At 74.2% G+C, this 26,053-nt stretch carries 2 protein-coding genes; both read right to left on the minus strand.

Annotated features, from left to right (window positions below; all coding sequences use genetic code 11):
• Positions 1–32: 32 nt before the first annotated feature.
• Positions 33–9,719 (minus strand): type I polyketide synthase, encoded by a 9,687-nt coding sequence (locus ABZZ17_RS13945; RefSeq protein WP_356875506.1) that lies wholly within the window; start codon positions 9,717–9,719, stop codon positions 33–35.
• 109 nt (positions 9,720–9,828) lie between these two features.
• The gene (locus ABZZ17_RS13950; protein ID WP_356875494.1) at positions 9,829–25,992 is read right to left on the minus strand and encodes a type I polyketide synthase; all 16,164 of its coding nucleotides are present in this window, start codon (positions 25,990–25,992) and stop codon (positions 9,829–9,831) included.
• Positions 25,993–26,053: the final 61 nt, after the last annotated feature.

The following is a 26,053-nucleotide window of genomic DNA, read 5'->3' on the forward strand; positions in this document are numbered from 1 at the left end:
CCTTGTGCTGCTACTGCCTGCTGACCGCTGTGCTAGATGCCGAGCTCGTTCTCGATGAAGTCGAAGAGCTCGTCGGGGGTGGCTTCCTGGAGCTTCTCGGCCACGGCCCCGTCGCTGGATTGGGCTTGCGGTTCACCCCATTTCGCCAGGAGGGCCTGCAGGCGCGAGGCGATGTCGGCGCGCGTCTCCCCGTCGGGGTCGAGGACGGACAGCGCGGATTCGAGCCTTTCGAGCTCCGCGAGACCGGGCGCGGCGGCGGTGCTGCCGTCCTGGACGATCTCGGCCCGGAGGAACTCGGCGAGTACCGCCGGCGTCGGGTGGTCGAAGACCAGCGTGGCCGGGAGCTTCAGTCCGGTGGCGGCGTTCAGGCGGTTGCGGAGCTCCAGCGCGATCAGGGAGTCGAAGCCGAGCTCCTTGAACGCACGGCCCGCGCCCACCTCGTCGGTGGTGGGGTGCCCGAGCGCGGTCGCCGCGTGCGAGCGGACCAGTTCCAGGACGGCCAGGGCCTGTTCGGTCTGCGGCATCACCGACAGCCGTCGGCGCAGCGCCTCGGCCGGGGTTCCCTCCTCGCCCGCGCCGCCCGCTGCACCGGTGGCCTGCGCGGTCGGTGCCAGCCTGCGGACGTCGGGCAGGTCGCCGAGGAACGGGCTGGGGCGTACCGCGGTGTAGCCGGGGGTGAAGCGTTCCCACTGGATGTCGGCGACGGCGACGGCCGGCTCGGTGTGGTCGAGGGCCTGCTGGAGTGCGCGGATCGCGGCGCCCGGCGCCATGGCGGGTACGCCGCCTCGGTCGAGGCGTTCGCCGATGGCGCCGCCCGCGGCCAGCCCGCTGTCACCCCAGCGGCCCCAGGCCACCGAGGTCGCGGGCAGGCCGTCGGCGTGCCGCTGCTCGGCGAGGGCGTCGAGGTAGGAGTTGGCGGCGGCGTAGTTGCCCTGGCCGGCGTCGCCGAGCGTGCCCGCGATTCCGGAGAAGAGCACGAACGCGGACAGGCCGAGGTCGCGGGTCAGCTCGTGCAGGTGCAGGGCGGCGTCCGCCTTGGGGGCGAGTACGGTCGCGAACCGTTCGGGGGTCAGCCCGTCGATGACTCCGTCGTCGAGGACACCGGCGGTGTGGACGACGGCGGTCAGGGGCTGGTCGGCGGGGACGGTGGCGAGGAGCGCGACGAGCGCGGCGCGGTCGGCGACGTCGCAGGCGGCGAGGGTGACCCGGGCGCCGAGCGCGGTGAGCTCCTCACGCAGCGCCTCGGCGCCGGGAGCGTCAGGTCCGCGGCGGCTGGTCAGGACCAGGTGCCCGGCTCCGTTCTGGGCGAGCCAGCGGGCCACGTGCGCGCCCAGCGCCCCCGTGCCGCCGGTGACCAGCGTCGTGCCGTGCGGCTTCCAGGCGGGCGCGGTCGGCGCGTCGGCGAGCGGCGCGCGAGCCAGTCGCCGGCCGAAGAGCCCGGAGGTACGGACGGCGACCTGGTCCTCGGCTCCGTCGCCGGCGAGGACGCCCGCGAGGCGTTCGAGGGTCCGGTCGTCGGCCTGCGCGGGCAGGTCGATCAGGCCGCCCCAGCGGTCGGGGAACTCCAGTGCGGCGGTCCGGCCGAAGCCCCACAGGAGCGCCTGTGCCGGATCCAGGAGCCTCTCCGACCGGGCCACGGAGACGGCGCCTCGGGTCAGGCACCACAGGGGCGCCGACACGTCGGCGTCGCCGAGGGCCTGGACGAGCGCGGCGGTGCCGAGGAGTCCGGTGTGCGCACCCGGTGACGGCGTGGCGCCGGCGCCGGCGTCGAGGGCGAGGAGGGAGAGGACTCCGGCGGGGTCGTCCTGACCGTCGGTGGCGGCCTTGAGGGTGGCGGCGAGCGCGTCCCGGCCGGCCGCGTCGGCGGCCACGGTGACGGTACGGACTTCGGCGCCACGGTCGGCGAGGGTACGCAGGACCGCGCGGGCCCGCTCGTCGGCGGGACCGGTCAGGCCCTCGGGTACCACGACCAGCCACGTTCCGGTGAGCCGGGTCGTGGTGGCTTCGGTCAGGGGCTTCCAGGTGACGCGGTAGCGCCAGCCGTCGACGGTGGACTGTTCGCGGCTCTGCCTGCGCCAGGAGGACAGCGCGGGGAGCAGGGCGGTCAGTGGCTGGTCGCCCTCGACGCGCAGTTCGGCGGTGAGCGCGGCGAGGTCCTCGCGTTCGACGGCTTCCCAGAAGCGTGCGTCGACGGCGCTCTCCGCGGCCGGAGCCTCCGCCTCGACGGGCGCGGCCTCCGGCCAGAACCGCTGCGACTGGAACGCGTAGGTCGGCAGGTCGACCCGGCGGGCACCCATCCCCGCGAATACAGCCTCCCAGTCCACGGTGACGCCGCGTACATAGGCCTCGCCCAGGGACAGCCAGAACCGCTCCAGACCCCCCTCGTTACGGCGGAGCGAACCGAGTACCGCCGCCTCACGGCCCGCGTCCTCCACCGTCTCCTGCATCCCGACGGTGAGGACGGGGTGGGGGCTGGACTCGATGAACACACCGAAGCCCTGACCGAGGAGGGTCCGGGTGGCATCCTCCAGCTCCACCGTCCGGCGAAGGTTCCGGAACCAGTAACCGGCATCCAGCTCCGGCCCCTTCACCCACTCCCCCGTGACCGTCGAGAGGAACGGCACCTGCGCGGGCTGCGGGACGACCGGCGCCAGGAGCTCGTCGAGTTCCTCCCGGAGCAGTTCGACCTGCGCGGAGTGCGAGGCGTAGTCCACCGCGATCCGCTTGGCACGTATCCCGTCCGCCTCGCAGGCGGCCAGAAGTTCTTCCAGGGCCTCCACCTCGCCCGAGACGACCACGGAAGATGGGCCGTTGACGGCGGCGACGGAGATCCGCTCCTCACCCCAGGGCGCGATCCGCTCGCGGACTTCGGTGGCCGGCAGGGGCACGGACACCATGCCGCCCAGACCGGCCAGCACCCGCCCGATCGCCTGACTCCGCAGAGCCACCACGCGGGCGGCGTCTTCGAGGGAGAGGATCCCGGCGACGCAGGCGGCAGCGATCTCGCCCTGGGAATGCCCGATCACCGCACCCGGACGCACACCCGCCGCACGCCACACCTCGGCCAGGGACACCATCACCGCGAACAGCGCAGGCTGCACCACGTCCACCCGGTCGAACGAGGGCGCGTCATCGGCACCCCGGAGCACGTCCACCAACGACCAGTCGGTGAAGGGTTCCAGGGCCTTGGCGCAGTCATCAACCCGGGCAGCGAACACGGGTGAAGCGTCCAACAGGGCGTCGGCCATGCCCACCCATTGCGACCCCTGTCCGGGGAACACGAACGCCGTCTTGCCCCCGATGACCGACCCCTGGACGAGCAGGGGTGCGGTGCCTCCGGCGGCCAGCGTGGCCAGGCCCGCGAGGTGCTCGTCCCGGTCCCGTCCGATGAGTACCGCGCGCCGGTCGTGCGCCGTGCGGCTGGTGGCCAGGGAATGGCCGATGTCGGACTGTCGCAGGTCAGGACGGGTGGCGAGGTGGTTCAGGAGGCGTTCGGCCTGGCCGCCGAGCGCCTTCTCGGTCTTGGCCGTCAGCGGCCAGGGCAGCGGCGTCGACGGGTCGGTACCGGTGTCGTGCGGGGTCGTCGTGGTCAGTAGGGGGTGGCCGGTCGCGGACGCAGGGGTCCCCCGCCCGTCGGCCCCCCGCCCGTCCGGCCCCTGTTCCGAGGTGCCCGGTTCCGGGGAGCCGGCTGCGGCCGGGGCCTGTTCGATGATGGCATGGGCGTTGGTCCCGCTGAACCCGAACGACGACACACCCGCGCGCCAGGGGCGGTCGGGGGTCTCGGGCCAGGCCCGCTGTTCCGTCAGCAGGGCGACCTCGCCCGCGCTCCAGTCGACGTGCGGGGTGGGTTCGGCGATGTGCAGGCTCTGCGGCAGCACGCCGTGCTGCATGGCGAGCACCATCTTGATGACGCCGGCGACGCCGGCCGCGGCCTGCGCGTGCCCGATGTTGGACTTGATCGAGCCGACCAGCAGCGGCCGGCCGGCCGGGCGGTCCTGCCCGTACGTCGCCAGCAGCGCCTGGGCCTCGATCGGGTCGCCCAGGGTCGTACCGGTGCCGTGCGCCTCGACCACGTCGACCTCTGCGGCCGACAGGCGGGCGTTGGCGAGGGCCTGGCGGATGACGCGCTGCTGGGACGGGCCGTTGGGCGCGGTCAGGCCGTTGCTCGCGCCGTCCTGGTTGATCGCCGTCCCCCGGATGACGGCCAGTACCGGGTGCCCGTTGCGCTGCGCGTCCGACAGGCGCTCCACGAGGAGCATGCCGACACCCTCGGCCGGGCTGAAGCCGTCGGCGTCGGAGGAGAAGGCCTTGCAGCGTCCGTCGGTGGACAGTCCGCGCTGGCGGCTGAACTCGATGAAGGTGCCGGGTGTGGACATGACCGTCACCCCGCCGGCGAGGGCCATGGTGCACTCACCGCTCCGCAGCGCCTGGACGGCGAGGTGGAGGGCGACGAGCGAGGCCGAGCAGGCGGTGTCGACGGTGACGGCCGGCCCTTCGAGACCGAAGGTGTACGAGAGGCGGCCGGAGACGACGCTGCCCGCGCTGCCGGTGGCCAGGTGCCCCTCCAGGCCGTCGGCGGCGCCCCGTACGAGGTGGGAGTAGTCGGAGCCGTTGGTGCCGACGAAGACACCGGACTGGCTGCCGCGGAGGGTCTCCGGGTCGATGCCGGCCCGTTCGAAGGCCTCCCACGTGGTCTCCAGCAGCAGCCGCTGCTGCGGGTCCATGGCCAGGGCCTCGCGCGGGGAGATCCCGAAGAACCCGGGATCGAAGGCGGCCGCGCCGGAGAGGAACCCGCCTTCGCGGGTGTAGGAGGTGCCCTGGGCGTCGGGGTCGGGGTCGTACAGCGCCTCGACGTCCCAGCCCCGGTCGGCGGGGAACTGCGAGAGCCCGTCACCGCCGGAGGCGAGCAGCTGCCACAGTTCCTCGGGGCTGCGGACGCCGCCGGGGAAGCGGCAGCTCATCGCGACGACGGCGATCGGTTCGGCGTCGGCCCCCGAGGGGGCCGCCGTCGGTACGTACGCGGTGCCCGGCGCGCCCTGGCCGGCGAGCTCGGCCCGCAGGTGCCGGGCGAGGACGGTGGGCGTCGGGTGGTCGAAGACGAGGGTGGGCGGCAGGCTGAGCCCGGCGGCGGCGTTCAGGCGGTTGCGCAGCTCGACGGAGGTGAGGGAGTCGAAGCCGAGCTCCTTGAACGCCCGGCCGGCCTCCACGGCGTCGGGCCCGGCGTAGCCGAGGACGGCGGCGACGGCCGTACGGACCAGGTCGAGCAGCAGCCGTTCCTGTTCGGCCTCGGGCTGCCCGGCGAGCTGCCGGGCGAGGACGGCGGCGCTGCCACTGTCCTCCGCCGCACCGGTGCCGGCGCTGTCCATGACCTGCCGGGCTTCGGGCAGGTCGTGCAGCAGCGGCCGGGCGCGGCCGGAGGTGAAGGCCAGGACGAAGCGCTTCCACTCCATGTCGGCGACGGTCAGGGTGGTTTCGTCGCGGTCCAGCGCGTGCTGGAGTGCGGTGACCGCCCGCTCGGGGGCCATTTCGATGACGCCATGGCGGCGCATGCGGTCGCCGACGGCGCCTTCTGCCATGCCCCCGTCGCCCCAGGGCCCCCAGGCGACGGAGGTCGCGAGCAGGCCGGCGGCTCGCCGGTACTCGGCGAACGCGTCGAGGAACGCGTTCCCGGGCGCGTAGTTGCCCTGGCCCGGGGCGCCGAAGGTGGCGGCGAAGGAGGAGAACAGCACGAACGCGGACAGGCCGAGGTCGCGGGTCAGCTCGTGCAGGTGCAGCGTCGCGTCGACCTTGACCCGCAGCACCCGTTCGATCTGTTCGGGGGTCAGCGCCTCGATGACCCCGTCGTCGAGGACGGCCGCGGTGTGGACGACGGCCGTGAGGGGCTGGTCGGCGGGAATGGCGGTGAGGAGCACGGCGAGGGCGGCGCGGTCGGCGACGTCGCAGGCGGCGAGGGTGACCCGGGCGCCGAGCGCGGTGAGCTCCTCACGCAGCGCCTCGGCGCCGGGCGCGTCGGGCCCGCGGCGGCTGGTCAGGACCAGGTGTTCGGCGCCGTTCTCGGCGAGCCAGCGGGCCACGTGCGCGCCCAGCGCCCCCGTACCCCCGGTGACCAGCGTCGTCCCGGTCGGCCGCCATTCCCGTACGGCCGGCGTCTCGGCCAGCCGGGCCCGCACGAGACGCCGTACGAACAGCCCCGAGGCCCGAACGGCGACCTGGTCCTCGACGGCGTCACCGGCCAGGACGCCCGCGAGGCGTTCCAGGGCCCGGCCGTCGGCCTGCGCGGGCAGGTCGATCAGACCGCCCCAGCGCTCGCCGTGCTCCAGGGCCGTCACCCGGCCGAGACCCCAGACCGGCGCCTGCGCGGGATCGGCCTGCCGCTCGGAGCGGGCCACGGAGACCGCTCCCCGGGTGACGCACCACAGCGGCGCGGCCACGTCGGCGTCGCCGAGGGCCTGGACGAGGGAGAGCGTGGCGATCACTCCGGCGGACGCGGACCCGCCGATCGGTTCCGCTTCCGTTCCGGCGCGGGTCAGGAGGGACAGCACACCCGATGCCGCAGGGCCGTCGGCGAGCGCCTCGCGGAGCCGCCCGGCCAGCTCGGCCCGGGCGCCGTGGCCCTCGGGGACGCTGATCTGCCGTACGTCGGCGCCGCGTTCGGCGAGCGTACGCAGGACCGCGCCGACCCCCTCGTCCACGGCGCCGGTCAGCGCCTCGGGTACCGCGACCAGCCAGGTCCCGGTGAGCCGGGCGGTGGTGGGCTCGGGGGCCGGCTTCCAGGTCACCCGGTAGCGCCAGCCGTCGACCGTCGACCGCTCCTGGCTCTGGCGCCGCCAGGAGGACAGCGCGGGCAGGAGGGCGGTGAGCGACTGGTCCGCGTCGATGTCCAGCTCGGCGGTGAGGGCCGCCACGTCGTGCCGCTCGACGGCCTCCCAGAAGCGGGCGTCGACGGAGTCCATCGGGGAGCCTGCGCTGCCGGGTTCCTCGGCGGTGCCGCTTTCGAGCCAGAAGTGCTCCTGCTGGAAGGCGTAGGTGGGCAGGTCGACCCGGCGGGCACCCGTCCCCGCGAACACGGCCTCCCAGTCCACGGTGACGCCGCGTACATAGGCCTCGCCCAGGGACAGCCAGAACCGCTCCAGACCCCCCTCGTTACGGCGGAGCGAACCGAGGACCGCCGCCTCACGGCCCGCGTCCTCCACCGTCTCCTGCATGCCGACGGTGAGGACGGGGTGCGGGCTGGACTCGATGAACACGCCGAATCCCTGGTCAAGGAGGGTGCGGGTGGCGTCCTCCAACTCCACCGTCCGGCGGAGGTTCCGGAACCAGTAGGCGCCGTCCAGCTCCGGTCCCTTGACCCACTCGCCCGTGACGGTCGAGAGGAACGGCACCTCGGCCGCCCGGGGGGTGAGGGGTGCCAGCAGTTCGTCGAGCTCCTCCCGCAGCAGCTCGACCTGCGCGGAGTGCGAGGCGTAGTCCACCGCGATCCGCTTGGCACGTATCCCGTCCGCCTCGCAGGCGTCCAGGAACTCCTCCAGGGCCTCCACCTCGCCCGAGATCACCACGGAGGATGGGCCGTTGACGGCGGCGACGGAGATCCGCTCCTCACCCCAAGGCGCGATCCGCTCCCGGACTTCGACGGCCGGCAGGGGCACGGAGACCATGCCGCCGAGACCGGCCAGGACCCTGCCGATCGCCTGACTCCGCAGAGCCACCACCCGGGCCGCGTCCTCCAACGACAGGATCCCGGCGACACACGCGGCAGCGATCTCACCCTGCGAATGCCCGATCACCGCACCCGGACGCACACCCGCCGCACGCCACACCTCGGCCAGGGACACCATCACCGCGAACAGCGCAGGCTGCACCACATCCACCCGGTCCAACGACGGCGCACCCTCGGCGCCGCGCAGCACCTCAACCAACGACCAGCCGGTGAAGGGCTCCAGGGCCTTCGCACACTCATCGATCCGCGAGGCGAACACGGGCGAGGTGTCCAGCAACCCGGCCGCCATACCCACCCACTGCGAACCCTGCCCCGGGAACACGAACACCGTCTTGCCCCCGATGACCGACCCGGTCACCACACCCGCAGCCAACGCACCCGACGCCACCGCATCCACACCAGCAGCATGGTCACCCAGCACCACCGCCCGGTGATCCAGCCCCGCACGCGTCGACGCCAAAGACCAGCCCACATCCAACGGATCAACCGACGGCACACCCGCCAGCCACCCCGACAACCGCTCCGCCTGCGCCCGCAACGCCCCCGCGCTCTTACCCGACAGCACCCACGGCACCACCGGCAGCACCACGTCCCCGACCGCCTCAGCCACCTCACGCTCCGGCGCCTGCTCCACGATCACGTGCGCGTTCGTCCCGCTGAACCCGAACGACGACACCCCCGCACGACGGGGGGCACCGGTCTGCGGCCAGGCGACGTTCGCGCCGATGAGGGAGACGGCGCCCGCCTCCCAGTCGACGTGCGGGGTCGGCGCGTCGAGGTGGAGGGTCCTGGGCACGAGGCCGTGCCGCATCGCCTCGACCATCTTGATGATGCTCGCGACGCCGGCCGCCGCCTGGGTGTGTCCGATGTTGGACTTGATGGAGCCGAGGAGCAGCGGCCGCTCGGCCGGGCGGTCCTGCCCGTACGTCGCCAGCAGCGCCTGGGCCTCGATCGGGTCGCCGAGGGTGGTGCCGGTGCCGTGCGCTTCGACGACGTCGACGTCGGCGGCCGACAGGCGGGCGTTGGTGAGGGCCTGGTGGATGACCCGCTGCTGCGAGGGGCCGTTGGGGGCGGTCAGTCCGTTGCTCGCGCCGTCCTGGTTGATGGCCGAGCCGCGGATCACGGCGAGCACCGGGTGCCCGTTGCGCTGTGCGTCCGAGAGCCGCTCCACGAGGAGCATGCCGACGCCCTCGCCCCACCCGGTGCCGTCGGCGGCCGCGGCGAAGGGCTTGCAGCGGCCGTCGCTCGCGAGTCCGCGCTGGCGGCTGAACTCGGTGAAGGTGGCCGGGGTGGCCATGACGGTGACGCCGCCGGCGAGGGCCATGGTGCACTCCCCCGCCCGCAGGGCCTGTACGGCGAGGTGCAGGGTGACCAGGGAGGAGGAGCAGGCCGTGTCGACGGTGACGGCGGGGCCTTCGAGGCCGAAGGTGTACGCGACCCGGCCGGAGGCGATGCTGCCGGAGCTGCCGGTGCCGAGGAAGCCTTCGACGCCTTCGGGGACGGAGTCCAGGCGGGCGGTGTAGTCGTGGTACATCACGCCGGCGAACACGGCCGTGCGGCTGCCGCGCAGGGACGTCGGGTCGATGCCGGCGCGTTCGAACGCCTCCCAGGAGGTTTCCAGCAGGAGTCGCTGCTGCGGGTCCATGGCCAGGGCCTCGCGCGGGGAGATCCCGAAGGGCGCGGGGTCGAAGCGGGCGGCGTCGTAGAGGAAGCCGCCTTCGCTGACGTAGCTGGATCCGGCGCTGTCGGGGTCGGCGTCGTAGAGCGACTCGACGTCCCAGCCGCGGTCGGCGGGGAATCCGGAGATCGCGTCGTCGCCGTCGGCGACGAGCCGCCACAGGTCCTCGGGGGTGCGGACACCGCCCGGGTAGCGGCAGCTCATCGCGACGATCGCGACGGGTTCCTGGTTCTGCTCCTCCACTTCGCGCAACCGCCTGCGGGCCTGGCGCAGATCGGCGGTCGCCCGCTTGAGGTAGTCGCGAAGCTTGTCCTCGTTCACCATGTGCGTGGGCTCCATGCCAGAGAGGCGGTCGTACGGGTGTGTCCGTGGTGGTGGTCGGGCTGCCGGGCGGGGCGGGTGCCCCGCCCGGCGTGCTCGGGGAGCGGCCGGTTCAGGCGCCGAGTTCGTCGTCGAGCAGGTCGAACAGCTCGTCGTCGGTGACCGTGTCGAGGTCGTCGTCGGAGTCCTCGGCGGTGCCGGTTCCGGGGGCGGTGCGCCCGGTGTCCTGGGTGGCGTGCCATTTGGCCATGAGGGCCTGGAGGCGCATCGTGATCCGCGAGCGGGTGACGCCGTCCGCGTCCGTGGCGCCCAACGCGGCTTCCAGCCGGTCGAGTTCGCCGAACACAGTGGGTCCGTCGGTGTCGAGGGGCAGTGCGGAGCGCAGGTGGGCGCTGAGTCCCTCGGGGGTCGGGTAGTCGAAGATGAGCGTGGCCGGGAGCCGGAGTCCGGTGGCCGCGCCGAGGCGGTTGCGTAGTTCGACGGCCGTCAGGGAGTCGAAGCCGAGTTCCTTGAACGCGCTGCCGGGTTCGATGGCGGCCGCGCCGCTGTGGCCCAGTACCTGGGCGACGTGGGTGCAGACCGTGTCGAGGAGTACCCGGTCCCGTTCGGCGGGCGGCAGCTGGGCCAGCTGTTCCGCGAGTGATCCGGGGGCGTCCGCGGCGGCGCCGCCGCTCGTCCTGCGTCGTACGGTCGTACGGAGCAAGCCGCGCAGCAGGGGTGCGACGGAGTCGCCCGTCTGGGCTTGGAGGGCGGCCAGGTCGAGCCGGGCGGGCACGAGCAGGCTCGGAGCCGGCGCCCGCAGCGCCGTGTCGAAGAGGGCCAGGCCGTCGGCCGCCGACAGGGCGTTCATGCTGCCGCGGCCGAGGCGCTGCCGGTCCTGCGCGTCGAGGGTCGCGGCCATGCCTGCCTCGTCGTCCCACAGGCCCCAGGCGAGCGAGAGGCCCGCCAGGCCATGCGCCCGGCGGTGCTGGGCGAGTGCGTCGAGGAAGGTGTTGCCGGCCGCGTAGTTGGCCTGTCCCGGGTTGCCGAACACACCGGCCGCCGAGGAGAACAGGACGAACGCGGCCAGGTCGAGGTCCCGGGTCAGCTCGTGCAGGTTCCATGCCGCGTCGGCCTTGGGCCGCAGTACCTTCGCGACGCGTTCGGGGGTGAGGGAGGTGACGGTGCCGTCGTCGAGGACGCCGGCGGTGTGCACGACGGCCGTCAGCGGGTGCGCGGCCGGTACGGAGTCCAGCAGCGCGGCCAGGGCGTCCCGGTCGGCGGCGTCGCAGGCCGCCCAGGTGACCCGGGCTCCCGCCTGCGTGAGTGCGTCGGCGAGTTCGGTGGCGCCGGCCGCTTCGCCGCCGCGGCGGCTGGTGAGCAGCAGGTGCCGTACGCCGTGTTCGGCGACCAGGTGCCGGGCGAGGAGCCCGCCGAGGGTGCCGGTGGCTCCGGTGACGAGGACCGTGCCCTCGGGGTCCGGGCGGTGGCCGGCGGTGGCGCCGTCGGCGGGCGGGGAGAGGGCGGCCCGGGCCAGGCGGGGGACCCGTACGGTTCCGTCGCGCAGGGCGAGCTGCGTCTCGTCGGTGGCGAGGGCGGTGGCCAGGGCCGTGCGGGACGTGTCCTCGCCGTCGAGGTCGACCAGGACGAACCGGTCGGGGTGTTCGGCCTGCGCGGAGCGCACCAGGCCCCACACGGCGGCGTGCGTGAGGTCGGTGACGTCCTCGTCGGGGGCGGTGGAGACGGCGCCGCGGGTGATGACCGCGAGCCGGGACGCGGCGAACCGTTCGTCGGCCAGCCAGCCCTGGACGAGTTCCAGGGCGTCGGCGGTCGCAGCGTGCGCGGCGGTGCCGGGGCGGCTCGCCGTGGCGGGGTCGGGGGCCAGGGAGACGAGGACCGTCTCCGGTGCCCGCTCCCCCAGGGCCTCCGCCAGGTCGACGGCCTCGCCCAGGGCGGTCAGGTCGGCGTGGGCGGAGGCGGCCGGGTCTTCGAGGACTCCGGCCCGTTCCAGGCCGGCGCCCGTCCTGAGGGGGTCCGGGCCGAGCAGCGCCCAGTGGCTGCCGGCCGGGGCCGGTGCCTCCGTCGGCGGCAGGTCGGTCCAGTCGATCCGGAAGAGCGCCTCGTGTGCGGGCCCGGCGGTGACGGTGTCGGTGGCGAGGGGCCGCAGGACCAGGGAGTCGGCGGTCAGGACCGGCTGTCCCGCCCCGTCCCACAGGGTCAGCGCGACCGCGTCCCGGCCTGCCGGTGTCATCCGTACGCGCAGGGCGGCGGCCCCGGCCGCGTGCAGGCGTACGCCGTCCCAGGCGAAGGGAAGCCGGGCGCCCTGCGGGCCTTCGGGGAAGAATTCCCCGAACCCGACGGCGTGGAGGGCGGCGTCGAGGAGTGCCGGGTGGAGGCCGTAGAGGGCGGCTTCGGGGAGGCGGTCGTCGGCGAGGGCGACCTCGGCGAACACCTCGTCCCCGAGCCGGTAGGCGCGGCGCAGGTTGCGGAAGGCGGGGCCGTAGCCGAGTCCGATGGCGTCGAATCCGGGGTACAGGTCGTCGACGGGGCAGGGGACGGCCCCGGCCGGCGGCCACTCCCCCGAGGTCTCGACGCCGGTGTCCGTGTCCTGGCCGTCGGGGGCCAGGACGCCGTCGGCGTGACGGGTCCACGGTGTGTCGGGGGCGGCGGGCTCGGGGCGCGAGTAGATCTGGAAGGCGCGGCGTCCGTCCGCGTCCGGTCCGGCGACGGTCAGCCGGAGCTGTGTCCCGCCCGGGCCCGTCTCCGCGAGCACCAGCGGTGCTTCGAGGGTGAGGTCGTCCAGGCGTCCGCAGCCGGCGTGGTCGCCCGCGCGGACGGCCAGTTCCACCAGTGCGGCGCCCGGCAGCAGCACGGTGCCCGCGACGCGGTGATCGGCGAGCCACGGGTGGGTGCGCGGGGAGAGCCGGCCGGTGAAGAGGAACCCGTCCGAGTCGGGCAGGTCGACCGCCGCGCCGAGCAGCGGGTGCGCGGTGGCGCCGAGGCCCGCGGAGGTGACGTCGCCCGTGAGGGCGTGGGCGGGGGCCTCCAGCCAGTACCGCTGGCGCTGGAAGGCGTAGGTGGGCAGGTCGACGCGGTGGGCGCCGGTGCCGGCGTAGTACGCGTGCCAGTCGACGGCGATCCCCCGCAGGTGTGCCCCGGCGAGGGCGGAACCGAGGGCAGCGTCCTCGGGCCGGTCGGCGCGCAGGGCGGGGAGGAAGGCCGCGCCGTCGCGGGTGACGCAGTCCTGCGCGAGCGCGGAGAGCACCCCTTCGGGGCCGAGTTCGAGGTAGGTGGTGACCCCGGCGGCCTCCAGGGCGCGGATCCCGTCGAGGAAGCGGACTCCCTCGCGGACATGGCGGACCCAGAAGTCCGCCGATCCCATCTCGTCGGAGACCAGGGCCCCGGTCAGGTTCGACACGACCGGAATCCGCGGGGCCCCGTAGGCGAGCCCCTCGGCCACCTTCCGGAAGTCGGCCAGCATCCCGTCCATGTGCGGCGAATGGAACGCGTGACTGACCGTCAGCCGCTTGGTCTTGCGGCCGGGGAAGGACTCCGCGACCGCGGTCACCGCGTCCTCGTCACCCGCGACGACCACCGACCGCGGTCCGTTAACCGCCGCGATACTCACCCGGTCGGTCAGCAGTGGCAGGACCTCGTCCTCCGACGCCTCCACCGCGACCATCACACCACCGGACGGCAGCGCCTGCATCAGCCGACCACGCGCCGCCACCAACGTGCACGCGTCCTCCAGCGACAACACCCCGGCCACGTGCGCGGCCGCGACCTCACCGATGGAGTGCCCCGACAGGAAGTCCGGTCGCACACCCCATGATTCGAGGAGTCGGAACAGGGCCACCTCGACGGCGAACAGTGCGGGCTGGGTGTACTCCGTCCGGCCGAGGAGTTCGGCGTCCGATCCGAACAACACGTCTTGCATGGGCAGTTCGAGATCGAGGTGCTTGCACACCGTGTCCAGTGCGGACGCGAACACCGGGTAGGTCCCGTACAGTTCGCGGCCCATTCCCAGCCTTTGACTGCCCTGTCCGGTGAACAGGAGGGCCAGTTTCCCGGAGGCCGGGGAGCCCTCCAGCAGGCCGGGCGCCCAGCCGCCTCCGGCGAGCGCGGCGAGTGCGGCCAGGTAGCCGTCACGGTCCTCCGCGAGGACCGCGGCCCGCCGGTCGAGGGCGGTCCTGCTCGTCGCCAGGGAGTAGCCGATGTCCGCGAGGGACGGCTCGGAGTGGTCGGCCACGTGCGCCGCCAGGCGTGCGGCCTGGTCCCGCAGGGCCTGCGGGTCCTTGGCCGAGAGGAGCCACGGCAGGGTGGCGGGCGCCCGACGGGTGGGATCGGGCCGCACCTCGGTCTCCGGCGGCTCGGGGGCCTGCTCGATGACGGCGTGGGCATTGGTACCGCTGAAGCCGAAGGAGGAGACGGCGGCGCGGCGCGGGCGGCCGGTCTCCGGCCAGGGAGTGGCGGCTTCGAGCAGGGAGACGGCTCCCGCCGACCAGTCGACGTGCGGAGTCGGCTCGTCCACGTGCAGGGTCTTCGGAAGCACCCCGTGGCGCATCGCCATGACCATCTTGATCACACCCGCGACACCGGCCGCGGCCTGCGTGTGGCCCATGTTCGACTTGATGGATCCGAGCAGGAGCGGCTGGTCGGCCGGGCGTTCCTGCCCGTACGTGGCCAGCAGTGCCTGGGCTTCGATCGGGTCGCCGAGCGTGGTACCCGTTCCGTGCGCCTCGACCACGTCCACCTCAGCGGCCGACAGGCCGGCGTTGGCGAGGGCCTGGCGGATCACACGCTGCTGGGACGGGCCATTGGGCGCGGTCAGGCCGTTGCTGGCGCCGTCCTGGTTGATCGCCGAGCCGCGGACCACGGCCAGCACGGGGTGCCCGTTCCGGCGGGCGTCCGACAGGCGTTCCACCAGCAGGACCCCGGCCCCCTCGGACCAGCCCGTGCCGTCGGCTCCGGCGGAGAAGGCCTTGCAGCGGCCGTCGGCCGCGAGGCCCCGCTGCCGGCTGAACTCCACGAAGGCCGCGGGGGTCGCCATCACGGTCACGCCGCCCGCGAGGGCGAGCGTGCATTCACCGTTGCGCAGCGCCTGCACCGCGAGGTGCAGGGCCACCAGGGAGGACGAGCAGGCGGTGTCGACGGTGACGGCCGGCCCCTCCAGGCCGAACGTGTACGACAGCCTGCCGGAGATGACGCTGCCCGCGTTGCCGGTGCCGAGGAAGCCCTCGACGCCTTCGGGCAGTGCCGGGAGCCGGGAGGCGTAGTCCTGGTACATGACACCCGCGAAGACGCCGGTCCGGGTACCGCGCAGGGAGCGCGGGTCGATGCCGGCCCGCTCGAACGCCTCCCACGAGGTCTCCAGCAACAGCCGCTGCTGCGGGTCCATCGCCACGGCCTCGCGCGGCGAGATGCCGAAGAACGCCGGGTCGAAGGCGGAGGCGTCGGTGAGGAAGCCGCCCTCGCGGGCATAGCTCGTACCCTCGTGGCCGGGGTCGGCGTCGAACAGGCCGTCGACGTCCCAGCCCCGGTCGTCGGGGAACCCGGAGATGACGTCCCGGCCTTCCAGGACCAGCTCCCACAGGGCGTCCGGGCTCTCCACGCCGCCGGGGTAGCGGCAGCCGAGTCCCACGATCGCGATCGGCTCGTCGCCCCGGACGCCGACGGCGACCGGCTCCGACGGCGCCACGGGCACCGTCCCGAGCAGCTCGCCCCGCAGGTGGTCGGCCAGGACGGTCGAAGTCGGGTAGTCGAAGACGAGGGTGGCGGGCAGGCGCAGCCCGGTGGCGGCGCCGATCAGGTTGCGCAGTTCGACGGCGGTCAGGGAGTCGAAGCCCAGCTCGCGGAAGGAGCGTTCGGGCTCGACCGCCCCCGGCCCGGCATAGCCGAGTACTACGGCGACCTGCGTACGGACCAACTCCAGTACGAAGGACCTCTGCTCAACTTCCGACAGTCCGACGAGGCGGGCAGCCGGCGCGGAGGCATCGGGGGTGGTGCCCGTGGCCCGGCGGGCGGGCGTACGGACCAGGGCGGACAGGAGCGGCGGAAGCATCCCGCTCCCCGCCTGGGCGCGCAATGCGGCGAGGTCCAGCTTCACCGGTACGAGAAGCGGGTCGTTCGTGCGCGCGGCCGCGTCGAACAGCGCGAGGCCGGTCTCCGGCGAGAGCGCGTTCACACCACCACGGCCCAGACGCGACACGTCCTCGGCGTCGAGCGCGTCACCCATACCGCCGACTTCGGCCCACAGACCCCAGGCGAGAGACGTACCCGTCAGGCCCTCAGCCCTGCGGTTGGCCGCGAGGGCGTCCAGGAAGCTGTTCGCCGCCGCGTAGTTGGCCTGACCCGCGCCACCGAACACACCAGCGGCGGAGGAGAACAGCACGAACGCCGACAGGTCCAGATCCCGGGTCAGGTCGTGGAGATTCCAGGCCGCGTCCACCTTCGGACGCAGAACAGCCGACAGCCGCTCGGCGGTGAGCGAGCCGACCACGCCGTCATCCAGCACACCAGCCGTGTGCACTACAGCCGACAGCGGACGGTCAGCGGGAACGTTCGCCAATACGGCCTTCAAGGATTCCCTGTCGGCCACATCACACGCCGCCCACGACACCTCGGCACCCAAAGCCAACAGCTCAGCCGTCAGCCCCGAATCACCCTCACCACGACGGCTCACCAGCAGCAGACGCCGCACACCGTGCTCGGTCACCAGATGACGCGCGAACAGCCCGCCCAGCGAACCACTCGCACCCGTCACCAACACCGTGCCCTCGGCACCCCACCCGACAGCCGGCTCATCGGCCGAGAGCACGGCACGTGCCAGCCTCGGCACCAGAACAGCGCCACCCCGGACCGCCACCTCGGACTCGCCCGAAGCCAGCGCAACCGACAGACCCGACTCCAGCTCACCGTCCGCGTCGAGGTCGACCAGGACGAACCGGCCCGGATTCTCCGACTGCGCCGACCGCACCAGGCCCCACACCGCAGCATGCACCAGATCCGAGACGCCCTCGCCCGGCCGGGCGGCAACCGCACCCCGCGTCAAGAACACCAGACGCGCATCCACGAACCGCTCGTCCGCCAACCACCCCTGGACCAGCTCCAGCACACGAGCCGTAGCCCCATGCACCGCACCCGCCACGTCATCAACAGCCGGCCCGACACACGGCACCACCACCACCGGCGGAACCACACCAGGCACATCCGCCAGCGACGACACGTCGCCACCGAGCATCAGCCAGTCGTCGAAGGACTCCCCCGACCCCGACGCCAACTCGGTCCACTCCACACGGAACAAGGAGTCACGAAGACCACCCGCCCGCTGACCGAGCTGCTCTGGCGAGAACGCACGCAGCGCCAGCGATGCGACCGAGGCGAGCGGGAGGCCCGCCGGGTCGGCGAGCTCCAGCGATACGGCGCCGGGGCCGGCTGCGGCCAGGCGGACTCGGGCGGCCGAGGCGCCGGTCGCGTGCAGCCGTACGCCGTTCCACGCGAAGGGCAGCCGCGCCGTGCCGGCCTCGGTGTCCGGGGCCGCGAGGAGGTCCGCTCCGAGCGCGAGGGTGTGCAGTGCGGAGTCGAGCAGCGCGGGGTGGAGGCCGAACGCCTCGGCGTCCGATTGTGCGCGTCCGGTCAGGGCGAGCTCGGCGAACAGTTCGCCGTCGCGCCGCCAGGCGGCCCGCAGCCCCTGGAACAGGGGGCCGTAGGAGAGCCCCGAGGCGCCGAGCAGTTCGTACGCCTGGTCCACCGGGACGGGGGTCGTGCCGGTCGGTGGCCAGACGTCGAGGTCGGCGGTCGCGGCCCGTACCTCGTGCGTCAGCAGTCCGGCGGCGTGCTGGACCCACGGCTCGTCGTCGACGTCGGCGTCGGCCGCGCGGGAGTACACGGCGACCGTGCGGCGCCCCGAGGGGTCCGGTGCTCCGACGGTGACCTGGACCTGTACGGCCGTGCCGTCTTCCGGCAGGACCAGTGGTGTCCGGAGGGTGAGTTCGTCGAGGGCCGGGGCTCCGACCCGGACGCCGGCGTGCAGGGCCAGTTCGACGAAGGCCGTTCCGGGGACCAGGGCGGAGCCCATGACGGTGTGGTCCGCGAGCCAGGGATGGGTGTGCAGCGAGAGCCGGCCGGTGAGGACGCAGCCGTCGGCGTCCGCGAGGGACACGGCCGCGCCCAGGAGCGGGTGTCCGGCGGCGGCGAGTCCGAGGCCGGTGGCGTCGCCGGGCAGGGGGGTGCCGGTCTCCGGCCAGTAGCGCTGGCGCTGGAAGGCGTACGTGGGCAGGTCGACGCGTCGTACGGCCGTTCCGGCGAAGTAGGCGTGCCAGTCGGCTTCGGCGCCGTGGACGTGGGCCAGGGCGAGCGCGGTGGCGACGGTCTCGGCCTCCGGGCGGTCCGCGCGCAGCGTCGGGGCGAACGCGGTGGTGGACGTGTCGGTGACGCAGTCCTGGGCGAGGGTGGACAGGGTGCCGTCGGGGCCGAGTTCGAGGTAGGTGGTGGCTCCGGCGGCTTCGAGGGCGCGGACGCCGTCGAGGAAGCGCACGGTCTCGCGGACGTGGCGTACCCAGAAGTCCGGCGAGCCCATCTCGTCCGAGACCAGGGCGCCGGTGAGGTTCGAGACGACCGGGATGCGCGGGGCCTCGAACGAGAGCCGTTCGGCCACCCGGCGGAAGTCGTCGAGCATGCCGTCCATGTGTGGGGAGTGGAAGGCGTGGCTGACGGTGAGGCGCTTGCTCTTGCGGTCGGGGAAGGACTCCACGACGGCCATCGCCGCGTCCTCGTCTCCGGCGATGACCACCGACCGCGGGCCGTTGACCGCGGCGATGCTCACCCGGGCCGTGAGCAGGGGCAGGACCTCGGCCTCCGTGGCCTGGAGGGCGATCATCACGCCGCCGGCCGGGAGGGCTTGCATCAACCGGCCGCGTGCGGCGACGAGTTCACAGGCGTCGGCCAGGGTCAGCACTCCGGCCGCGTGCGCGGCGGCCAGTTCGCCGATGGAGTGACCGGACAGGAAGTCCGGTGTCACGCCCCAGCTCTCCAGCAGCCGGAAGAGGGCCACTTCGACGGCGAACAGCGCGGGCTGCGCGTATTCCGTGCGGTCGAGCGCTTGCCGGTCGGCTCCGAACATGACGTCGCGCAGCGGGAGTTCGAGGCGCGCGTCGAGTTCGGCGCAGACGGCGTCCAGGGCCGACGTGAAGGCCGGGTGGGTGTCGTACAGTTCGCGGCCCGCGCCCGGGCGCTGGCTGCCCTGTCCGGTGAACAGGTATGCGGTGCGGCCGCCCTTGGCCACCGTGCCCCGGGTCAGGCCGGGGGCCGTCCGTCCGGCGGCGAGGGCGTCGAGGGCGGTGGCGGCCGTGTCGCGGTCCTTCGCCACGATCACCGCGCGGTGGTCGAAACCGGCGCGGGTCGTGGCCAGGGAGTGGGCGAGGTCCGCGAGCGGGAGGTCGGGCCGGGCGTCCAGGTGGGCGCCGAGGGCGCGGGCCTGGGCGGCGAGCGCGTCTGCGGTGCGGCCCGAGAGGCGGAGCGGGAACGCCCCCGGCGCCGTACCGGTGCCGGGACCGGCCGGATCGACGTCGGCATCGGCATCGGCATCGACTCCGGCATTAGCGGGTGCCTGTTCGATGATCGTGTGGGCGTTGGTGCCGCTGATGCCGAACGACGACACCCCGGCGCGGCGCGGCCGGCCCGTCTCGGGCCAGGGAACCGGGTCCGTCAGGAGGGTGACGGCGCCCGTCGACCAGTCCACGTGGGGCGACGGCCGCTGCGCGTGCAGGGTGCGGGGCAGCGTTCCGTGCTGGATGGCCAGCACCATCTTGATGACTCCGGCGACGCCGGCCGCGGCCTGCGTGTGGCCGAGGTTCGATTTGACGGAGCCGAGCAGCAGCGGCTGATCGGCCGGCCGGTCCTGGCCGTACGTGGCCAGCAGCGCCTGCGCCTCGATGGGGTCGCCCAGGGTCGTGCCGGTGCCGTGGGCCTCCACGGCGTCCACGTCCGCGGCGGAGAGTCCGGCGCTCGCGAGGGCGGCCCGGATGACGCGCTGCTGCGAGGGCCCGTTGGGGGCGGTGAGCCCGTTGCTCGCACCGTCCTGGTTGATCGCCGAGCCGCGGACGACGGCGAGGACCGGGTGTCCGTTGCGGCGGGCGTCGGAGAGCCGCTCCACGAGGAGCATGCCGACGCCCTCGCCCCAGCCCGTTCCGTCGGCGTCGGCCGAGAAGGCGCGGCAGCGGCCGTCGGCGGAGAGGCCGCGCTGGCGGCTGAAGCCCACGAAGGTGCCCGGGGTGGCCATGACGGTGACGCCGCCGGCCAGGGCGAGGTCGCATTCGCGGGTGCGCAGGGCCTGGATGGCCATGTGGAGGGCGACCAGCGAGGACGAGCAGGCCGTATCGATGGTGACGGCGGGGCCCTCGAGGCCGAAGGTGTACGAGACGCGTCCCGAGGCGATGCTGCCGGTGCTGCCGGAGCCGAGCGAGCCGTCGGCTCCGTCGGCCGAGCGTTCCAGCAGGGTGGCGTAGTCGTGGTACATGACGCCGGCGAAGACGCCGGTCCGGCTGCCGCGCACGGTGGCGGGGTCGATGCCGGCCCGTTCGAAGGCCTCCCAGGTGGTCTCCAGCAGGAGCCGCTGCTGGGGGTCGGTGCCGACCGCCTCGCGCGGGCTGATGCCGAAGAACGTCGGGTCGAAGCCTGCGGCGTCGTGGAGGAAGCCGCCGTGGCGGGTGTACGAGGTTCCGGCGTGGTCGGGGTCGGGGTGGTAGAGCGACGCGACGTCCCAGCCCCGGTCGGACGGGAAGCCGGTGATGGCGTCGCCGCCGCTCTCCAGGAGCCGCCACAGCTCCTCGGGGGTGGTCACTCCGCCCGGGTAGCGGCAGCTCATCGCCACGATCGCGATCGGGTCGTCGTCACCGCCCGCCGGGGCGCCGGAGGCGGGGCCGTGGGACGTGCGGGGGGCCTGGTCGCCGCCGAGTTCGGCGGCGAGGTGGCGGGCCAGGGTGAGGGAGGTCGGGTGGTCGAAGACGAGCGTGGCGGGCAGGCGGCGGCCGACGGCCGCGCCGAGCCGGTTGCGGAGTTCGACCGCGGTGAGGGAGTCGAAGCCCAGCTCGTTGAAGGCCTGTCCGGGTTCGACGGCGTCGGGGGTGCCGTGGCCGAGCACCTCGGCGACGTGGCTTCGGACGAGGTCGAGGAGCAGGCGTTCCCGTGCGGGGGCGTCGAGAGCGAGGAGGCGCTGTTCGAGGGCGGACGGCTCCGTCCCGCTGCCGCTGCCGGCGGCCGCGGCGGTGCGGCGTACGGGGGTGCGGACCAGCCCTCGCAGCAGCGGGGGCACGTCCGTGCCGGCGGCGGGCGGGGTCAGCCGCATCGGCACGAGCAGGGCCCGGCGCACACCGCCGTCGTCACCGTCGCCGCCATCGGCGTCGGCGAGGTCGAGGAGGGCGAGGCCGTCGGAGGCGGTGAGCCCCTGTACGCCCCCGCGCTTCATCCGGTCGAGGTCGGCGCGGTCCAGGGCGCCGGCCATGCCGTCGGCTTCCTCCCACAGGCCCCAGGCCAGGGAGACGGCCGGGAGGCCCTGGGCGCGGCGGTGCTGGGCGAGGGCGTCCAGGAAGGAGTTGGCCGCCGCGTAGTTGCCCTGGCCCGGTGCGCCGAACACGCCGGCGGCCGAGGAGAAGAGGACGAACGCCGACAGGTCGAGGTCGCGGGTCAGCTCGTGGAGGTGGAGGGCGGCGTCGGCCTTGGGGCGCAGGACGGTGTCGAGGCGTTCGGGCGTGAGCGATTCGATGACGCCGTCGTCGAGGACACCGGCGGTGTGGACGACCGCGCGGAGCGGGTGGGCGGCGGGGACGGCTGCCAGGGCGGCGGCGAGCGCCTCCCGGTCGGCGGCGTCGCACGCCGTCCAGGTGACGTCGGCGCCGAGGGCGTGCAGGTCGCGGGTCAGTTCCGCGGCTCCGGGTGCCGTGTCGCCGCGGCGGCCCAGCAGCAGGAGGTGGCGTACGCCGCGTTCGGCGACGAGGTGGCGTGCGACGAGCCGGCCGAGGGTGCCGGCGGCTCCGGTGACGAGGACGGTGCCGTCGGCGTCGTACGGGGGCGCCCCGGCCGGGGTTCCGGCGTGGGCGGGGAGCCGGGCGAGCCGGGGGGCGTGCGCGGCGCCCCCGCGCAGGGCGAGCTGCGGTTCCCGGGTGGCGAGTACCGCGTCGAGGGTGGCCTCGGGGAGCTCGTCCAGGGGTGTGTCGGTGTCGACGAGGACGAAGCGGCCCGGGTGCTCGGACTGCGCGGAGCGCACCAGGCCCCAGACGGCGGCGTGGACGGGGTCGGGCAGCCGGTCGCCGGTACGGACGGCCACCGAGCCCCGGGTCAGGAGGACGAGCCGGCTGTCGGCGAGGCGGTCGTCGGCGAGCCAGTGCCGCAGCAGGCCGAGCGCGTCGTGCACGGCGGTGCGGACGGCCCCGGGAGTGGGCTGCGGCGGGGCGGGGAGGCGTACGAGGACGGTGTCCGGTACGGGGGCGTCGGTGTCGAGGACCGCGCGCAGCGCCCCGGTGGCGGACGGCCCGTCGAGGACCAGCCGGGGCGCGTCGGGGGTGCCGGGGGTGCGGGGCGTGTCGGGGAGGGTCAGCGGGGTCCACGTCACCTGGAACAGCGAGTCGTGGGGAGCTGCGGCGGCGGTGGCCGGGTGGTCGGCGGAGAGGGTGCGGAGCGTGAGCGCGGCGATGTCGGCGACGGGCTGTCCGGTGCCGTCGGCGAGCGCGAGGGACACGGTGTCCGGTCCGGTCCTGGTCAGGCGTACGCGCAGCGTGGAGGCGCCGGTGGCGTGCAGGGCGACGCCGGTCCAGGAGAACGGCAGCCGGCCGCGGCCGGTGTCGTCGACGAGTCCGCCGATGCCGATGGTGTGCAGGGCGGCGTCGAGGAGTGCGGGGTGCAGCCCGAACGGGGTGGTGTCGGTCCGCTGTCCGTCGGCGGCGTCGAGGGCGACGTCGACGTAGGTGGCCTCGCCGGTCACCCAGGCGGCGCGGACGCCCCGGAAGGCGGGCCCGTAGTCGAGGCCCGCTTCCGCCAGTCCGGCGTACAGGGTGTCGACGGGCAGGGGGGTGGCGTCGGCCGGGGGCCAGGTGTGGGGGGTGAACGTCGGCCGGGGGGCGCCGACGGCGAGGACGCCGTCGGCGTGCCGGGTCCACGGCAGCTCGGCCGGTTCGGTGTCGGGTCCGGGGGTGTCGGTGGGGGGCTCGGGCCGGGAGTGCACGCCGAGGGTGCGGCGGCCGGTGGCGTCGGGGGCGCCGACCCACAGCTGGAGCTGGACGCCGCCGTGCGGGGGCAGGACGAGCGGGGCGTGGAGGGTGAGTTCCTCCAGGAGGTCGCAGCCGACCTGGTCGCCGGCGCGTATCGCCAGTTCCACGAAGGCGCTGCCGGGCAGGACGACGGAGCCCGCGACGGTGTGGTCGGCGAGCCAGGGGTGGGTGTCCAGCGAGAGCCGGCCGGTGTAGAGGAACCCGTCGAGGTCGGCCAGGGCGACGGCGGCACCGAGCAGCGGGTGGCCCGCGGTTCCCAGGCCGGCGGCGGAGACGTCACCCGGAGGGCGTCCGGCGTCGAGCCAGTACGGCTCGCGCTGGAAGGCGTAGGTGGGCAGGTCGACGCGCTGTGCTCCGGTGCCGGCGTGGTAGGCGTTCCAGTCGACGGGCGTGCCGCGGACGTGGAGCCGTGCGAGGGCTGCGGCCAGGGTCTCGGTCTCCGGGCGGCCGGTGCGCAGTACGGGCACGAAGGCGGTGTCGGCCGTGTCGCCGGTGTCGTCCGTCAGGCAGTCCTGGGCGAGGGCGGACAGGACGGCTTCCGGGCCGACCTCCAGGAAGTGGACGACGTTGCGGGCGGCGAGGGCGCGGACCCCGTCGAGGAAGCGGACCGCTTCGCGGACGTGCCGGACCCAGAAGTCCGCCGAGCCCATCTCGTCGGTGACGGGGGCGCCGGTCAGGTTGGAGACGACGGGAATGCGGGGGGCGGCGAAGGACAGTCCCTCCACCACCCGGCGGAAGTCGTCCAGCATGCCGTCCATGTGCGGCGAGTGGAAGGCGTGGCTGACGGTGAGGCGCTTGCTCTTGCGGTCGGGGAAGGACCCCGCGACCGCCATCGCCGTGTCCTCGTCACCGGCGATGACCACCGCACGCGGGCCGTTGACCGCGGCCACGCTCACCCGGGCCGTCAGCAGGGGCAGGACCTCGGCCTCCGAAGCCTGGAGGGCGATCATCGCGCCGCCGGCCGGGAGCGCCTGCATCAGACGGCCGCGGGCGGCCACGAGGGTGCACGCGTCCTCCAGCGAGAACACTCCGGCCACGTGCGCGGCGGTGATCTCGCCGAGGGAGTGCCCGGACAGGAAGTCCGGTGTCACGCCCCAGTGTTCCAGTAGCCGGAACAGCGCGACCTCGATGGCGAACAGGGCGGGCTGGGCGTACTCGGTGCGGTCCAGCGGATCGGCGTCGGCGCCGAACAGCACGCTCTTCAGCGGGAGTTCGAGGAGGCCGTCGAAGTGTGCGCACACCTCGTCCAGGGCGGCGGCGAACACCGGGTGGGCGGCGTAGAGTTCGCGGCCCGCGCCCGGGCGCTGGCTGCCCTGTCCGGTGAACAGGAACGCCAGCTTGCCCGCCACGGGACGGCCCCGGGTGATGCCCGGCGCCGGCTGCTCCGGGTCGGCCGTGGCGAGCCGTTCCAGCGCGTGCAGGAGTCCGGGCCGGTCGGGGGCCGTGAGGACGGCCCGGTGCTCGAAGTCGGTGCGTCCGTGCGCGAGCGAGTGGGCGATGTCCCGTGGGCGCGGGGCCGGGTGGGCGGTCAGGTGCGCGTGCAGCTTCCCGGCCTGGGCGCGCAGGGCGGCCGGGGATTTGGCCGAGAGGGTCCACAGGGGCGGCGCCACCGGGTCCGCCTCGGGGGCGGACGGTTCGGTGTCGGCCGGTTCCGGGGCCTGTTCGACGATGGTGTGGGCGTTGGTGCCGCTGATGCCGAACGAGGAGACGCCCGCGCGGCGGGGTGCGCCGGTCTCCGGCCAGGGTACGGACTCGGTGAGCAGCCGGACGGCGCCCTCGGACCAGTCGACGTTCGGGGTGGGTTCGTCGACGTGCAGGGTTTTGGGCAGTACGCCGTGGCGCATGGCCATGACCATCTTGATGATCCCGGCGACGCCGGCGGCGGCCTGCGTGTGTCCGAGGTTCGACTTGACGGAGCCGAGGAGCAGCGGGCGGTCGTCCGGCCGGTCCTGGCCGTACGTGGCCAGCAGGGCCTGGGCTTCGATGGGGTCGCCGAGGGTCGTGCCGGTGCCGTGGGCCTCGACGGCGTCGATCTGGGTGGGTGAGAGACGGGCCGCGGCGAGGGCCTCGCGGATGACGCGCTGCTGCGAGGGCCCGTTGGGGGCGGTCAGGCCGCTGCTGGCGCCGTCCTGGTTGACGGCGGTGCCCCGGATGACGGCGAGGACGGGGTGGCCGTTCGCGCGGGCGGCGGAGAGCCGTTCCAGGACGAGCATGCCGGCGCCCTCGCCCCAGCCGGTGCCGTCGGCGGCGGCGGCGAAGGACTTGCAGCGGCCGTCGCCGGCGAGGCCGCGGTGGCGGCTGAACTCGGTGAACGTGCCGGGTGTCGACATGACGGTGACGCCGCCGGCGAGGGCGAGGGTGCACTCGCCGCCGCGCAGGGCCTGGGCGGCGAGGTGGACGGCGACGAGGGAGGAGGAGCAGGCCGTGTCGACGGTGACGGCGGGGCCCTCCAGGCCGAGCGTGTAGGCGATGCGGCCGGAGGCGATGCTGCCGGAGCTGCCGTTGCCGAGGAAGCCCTCGATCTCCTCGGGGACGCTGAACAGCCGTGCCGCGTAGTCGTGGTACATGAGGCCGGCGAAGACGCCGGTGCGGCTGCCGCGCAGGGCGGTCGGGTCGATGCCGGCGCGTTCGAAGGCCTCCCAGGAGGTTTCGAGGAGGAGCCGCTGCTGCGGGTCCATGGCGAGGGCCTCGCGCGGGGAGATCCCGAAGAACGCGGGGTCGAAGTGGTGGGCGTCGTGCAGGAATCCGCCGACCTGCTCGTACGCCTCGATGCCGCTGTCGGGATCGGGGTCGAAGAGGACCTCGGCGGGCCATCCCCGGTCGGCGGGGTACGGGGTGACGGCGTCGGCGCCGCTCGCGACGAGCTCCCACAGGCGTTCGGGGGTGTCGATGCCTCCGGGGTAGCGGCAGCTCATCGCCACGACCGCGATCGGCTCCTGGTCCCGCTCCTCCACCTCGCGCAGCCGGCGCCGTGCCTCGCGGAGATCTGCCGTCGCCCGCTTGAGGTAATCGAGGTACTTCTCCTCGTTCACCATTCTTTACGCCATCCCCGTGCTCGAATTGGTCAAAGTGGTCAAGGTGGCCGGAGCCGTCAGG

Source organism: Streptomyces sp. NPDC006512 (assembly GCF_040611935.1).
In the GTDB taxonomy this organism is placed as follows: domain Bacteria; phylum Actinomycetota; class Actinomycetes; order Streptomycetales; family Streptomycetaceae; genus Streptomyces.

Bases quoted from the DNA above. Each gene is read 5' to 3' on its own strand.
- ABZZ17_RS13950 (WP_356875494.1), bottom strand. From the start codon at position 25,992: ATGGTGAACGAGGAGAAGTACCTCGATTACCTCAAGCGGGCGACGGCA.
- ABZZ17_RS13945 (WP_356875506.1), bottom strand. From the start codon at position 9,719: ATGGTGAACGAGGACAAGCTTCGCGACTACCTCAAGCGGGCGACCGCC.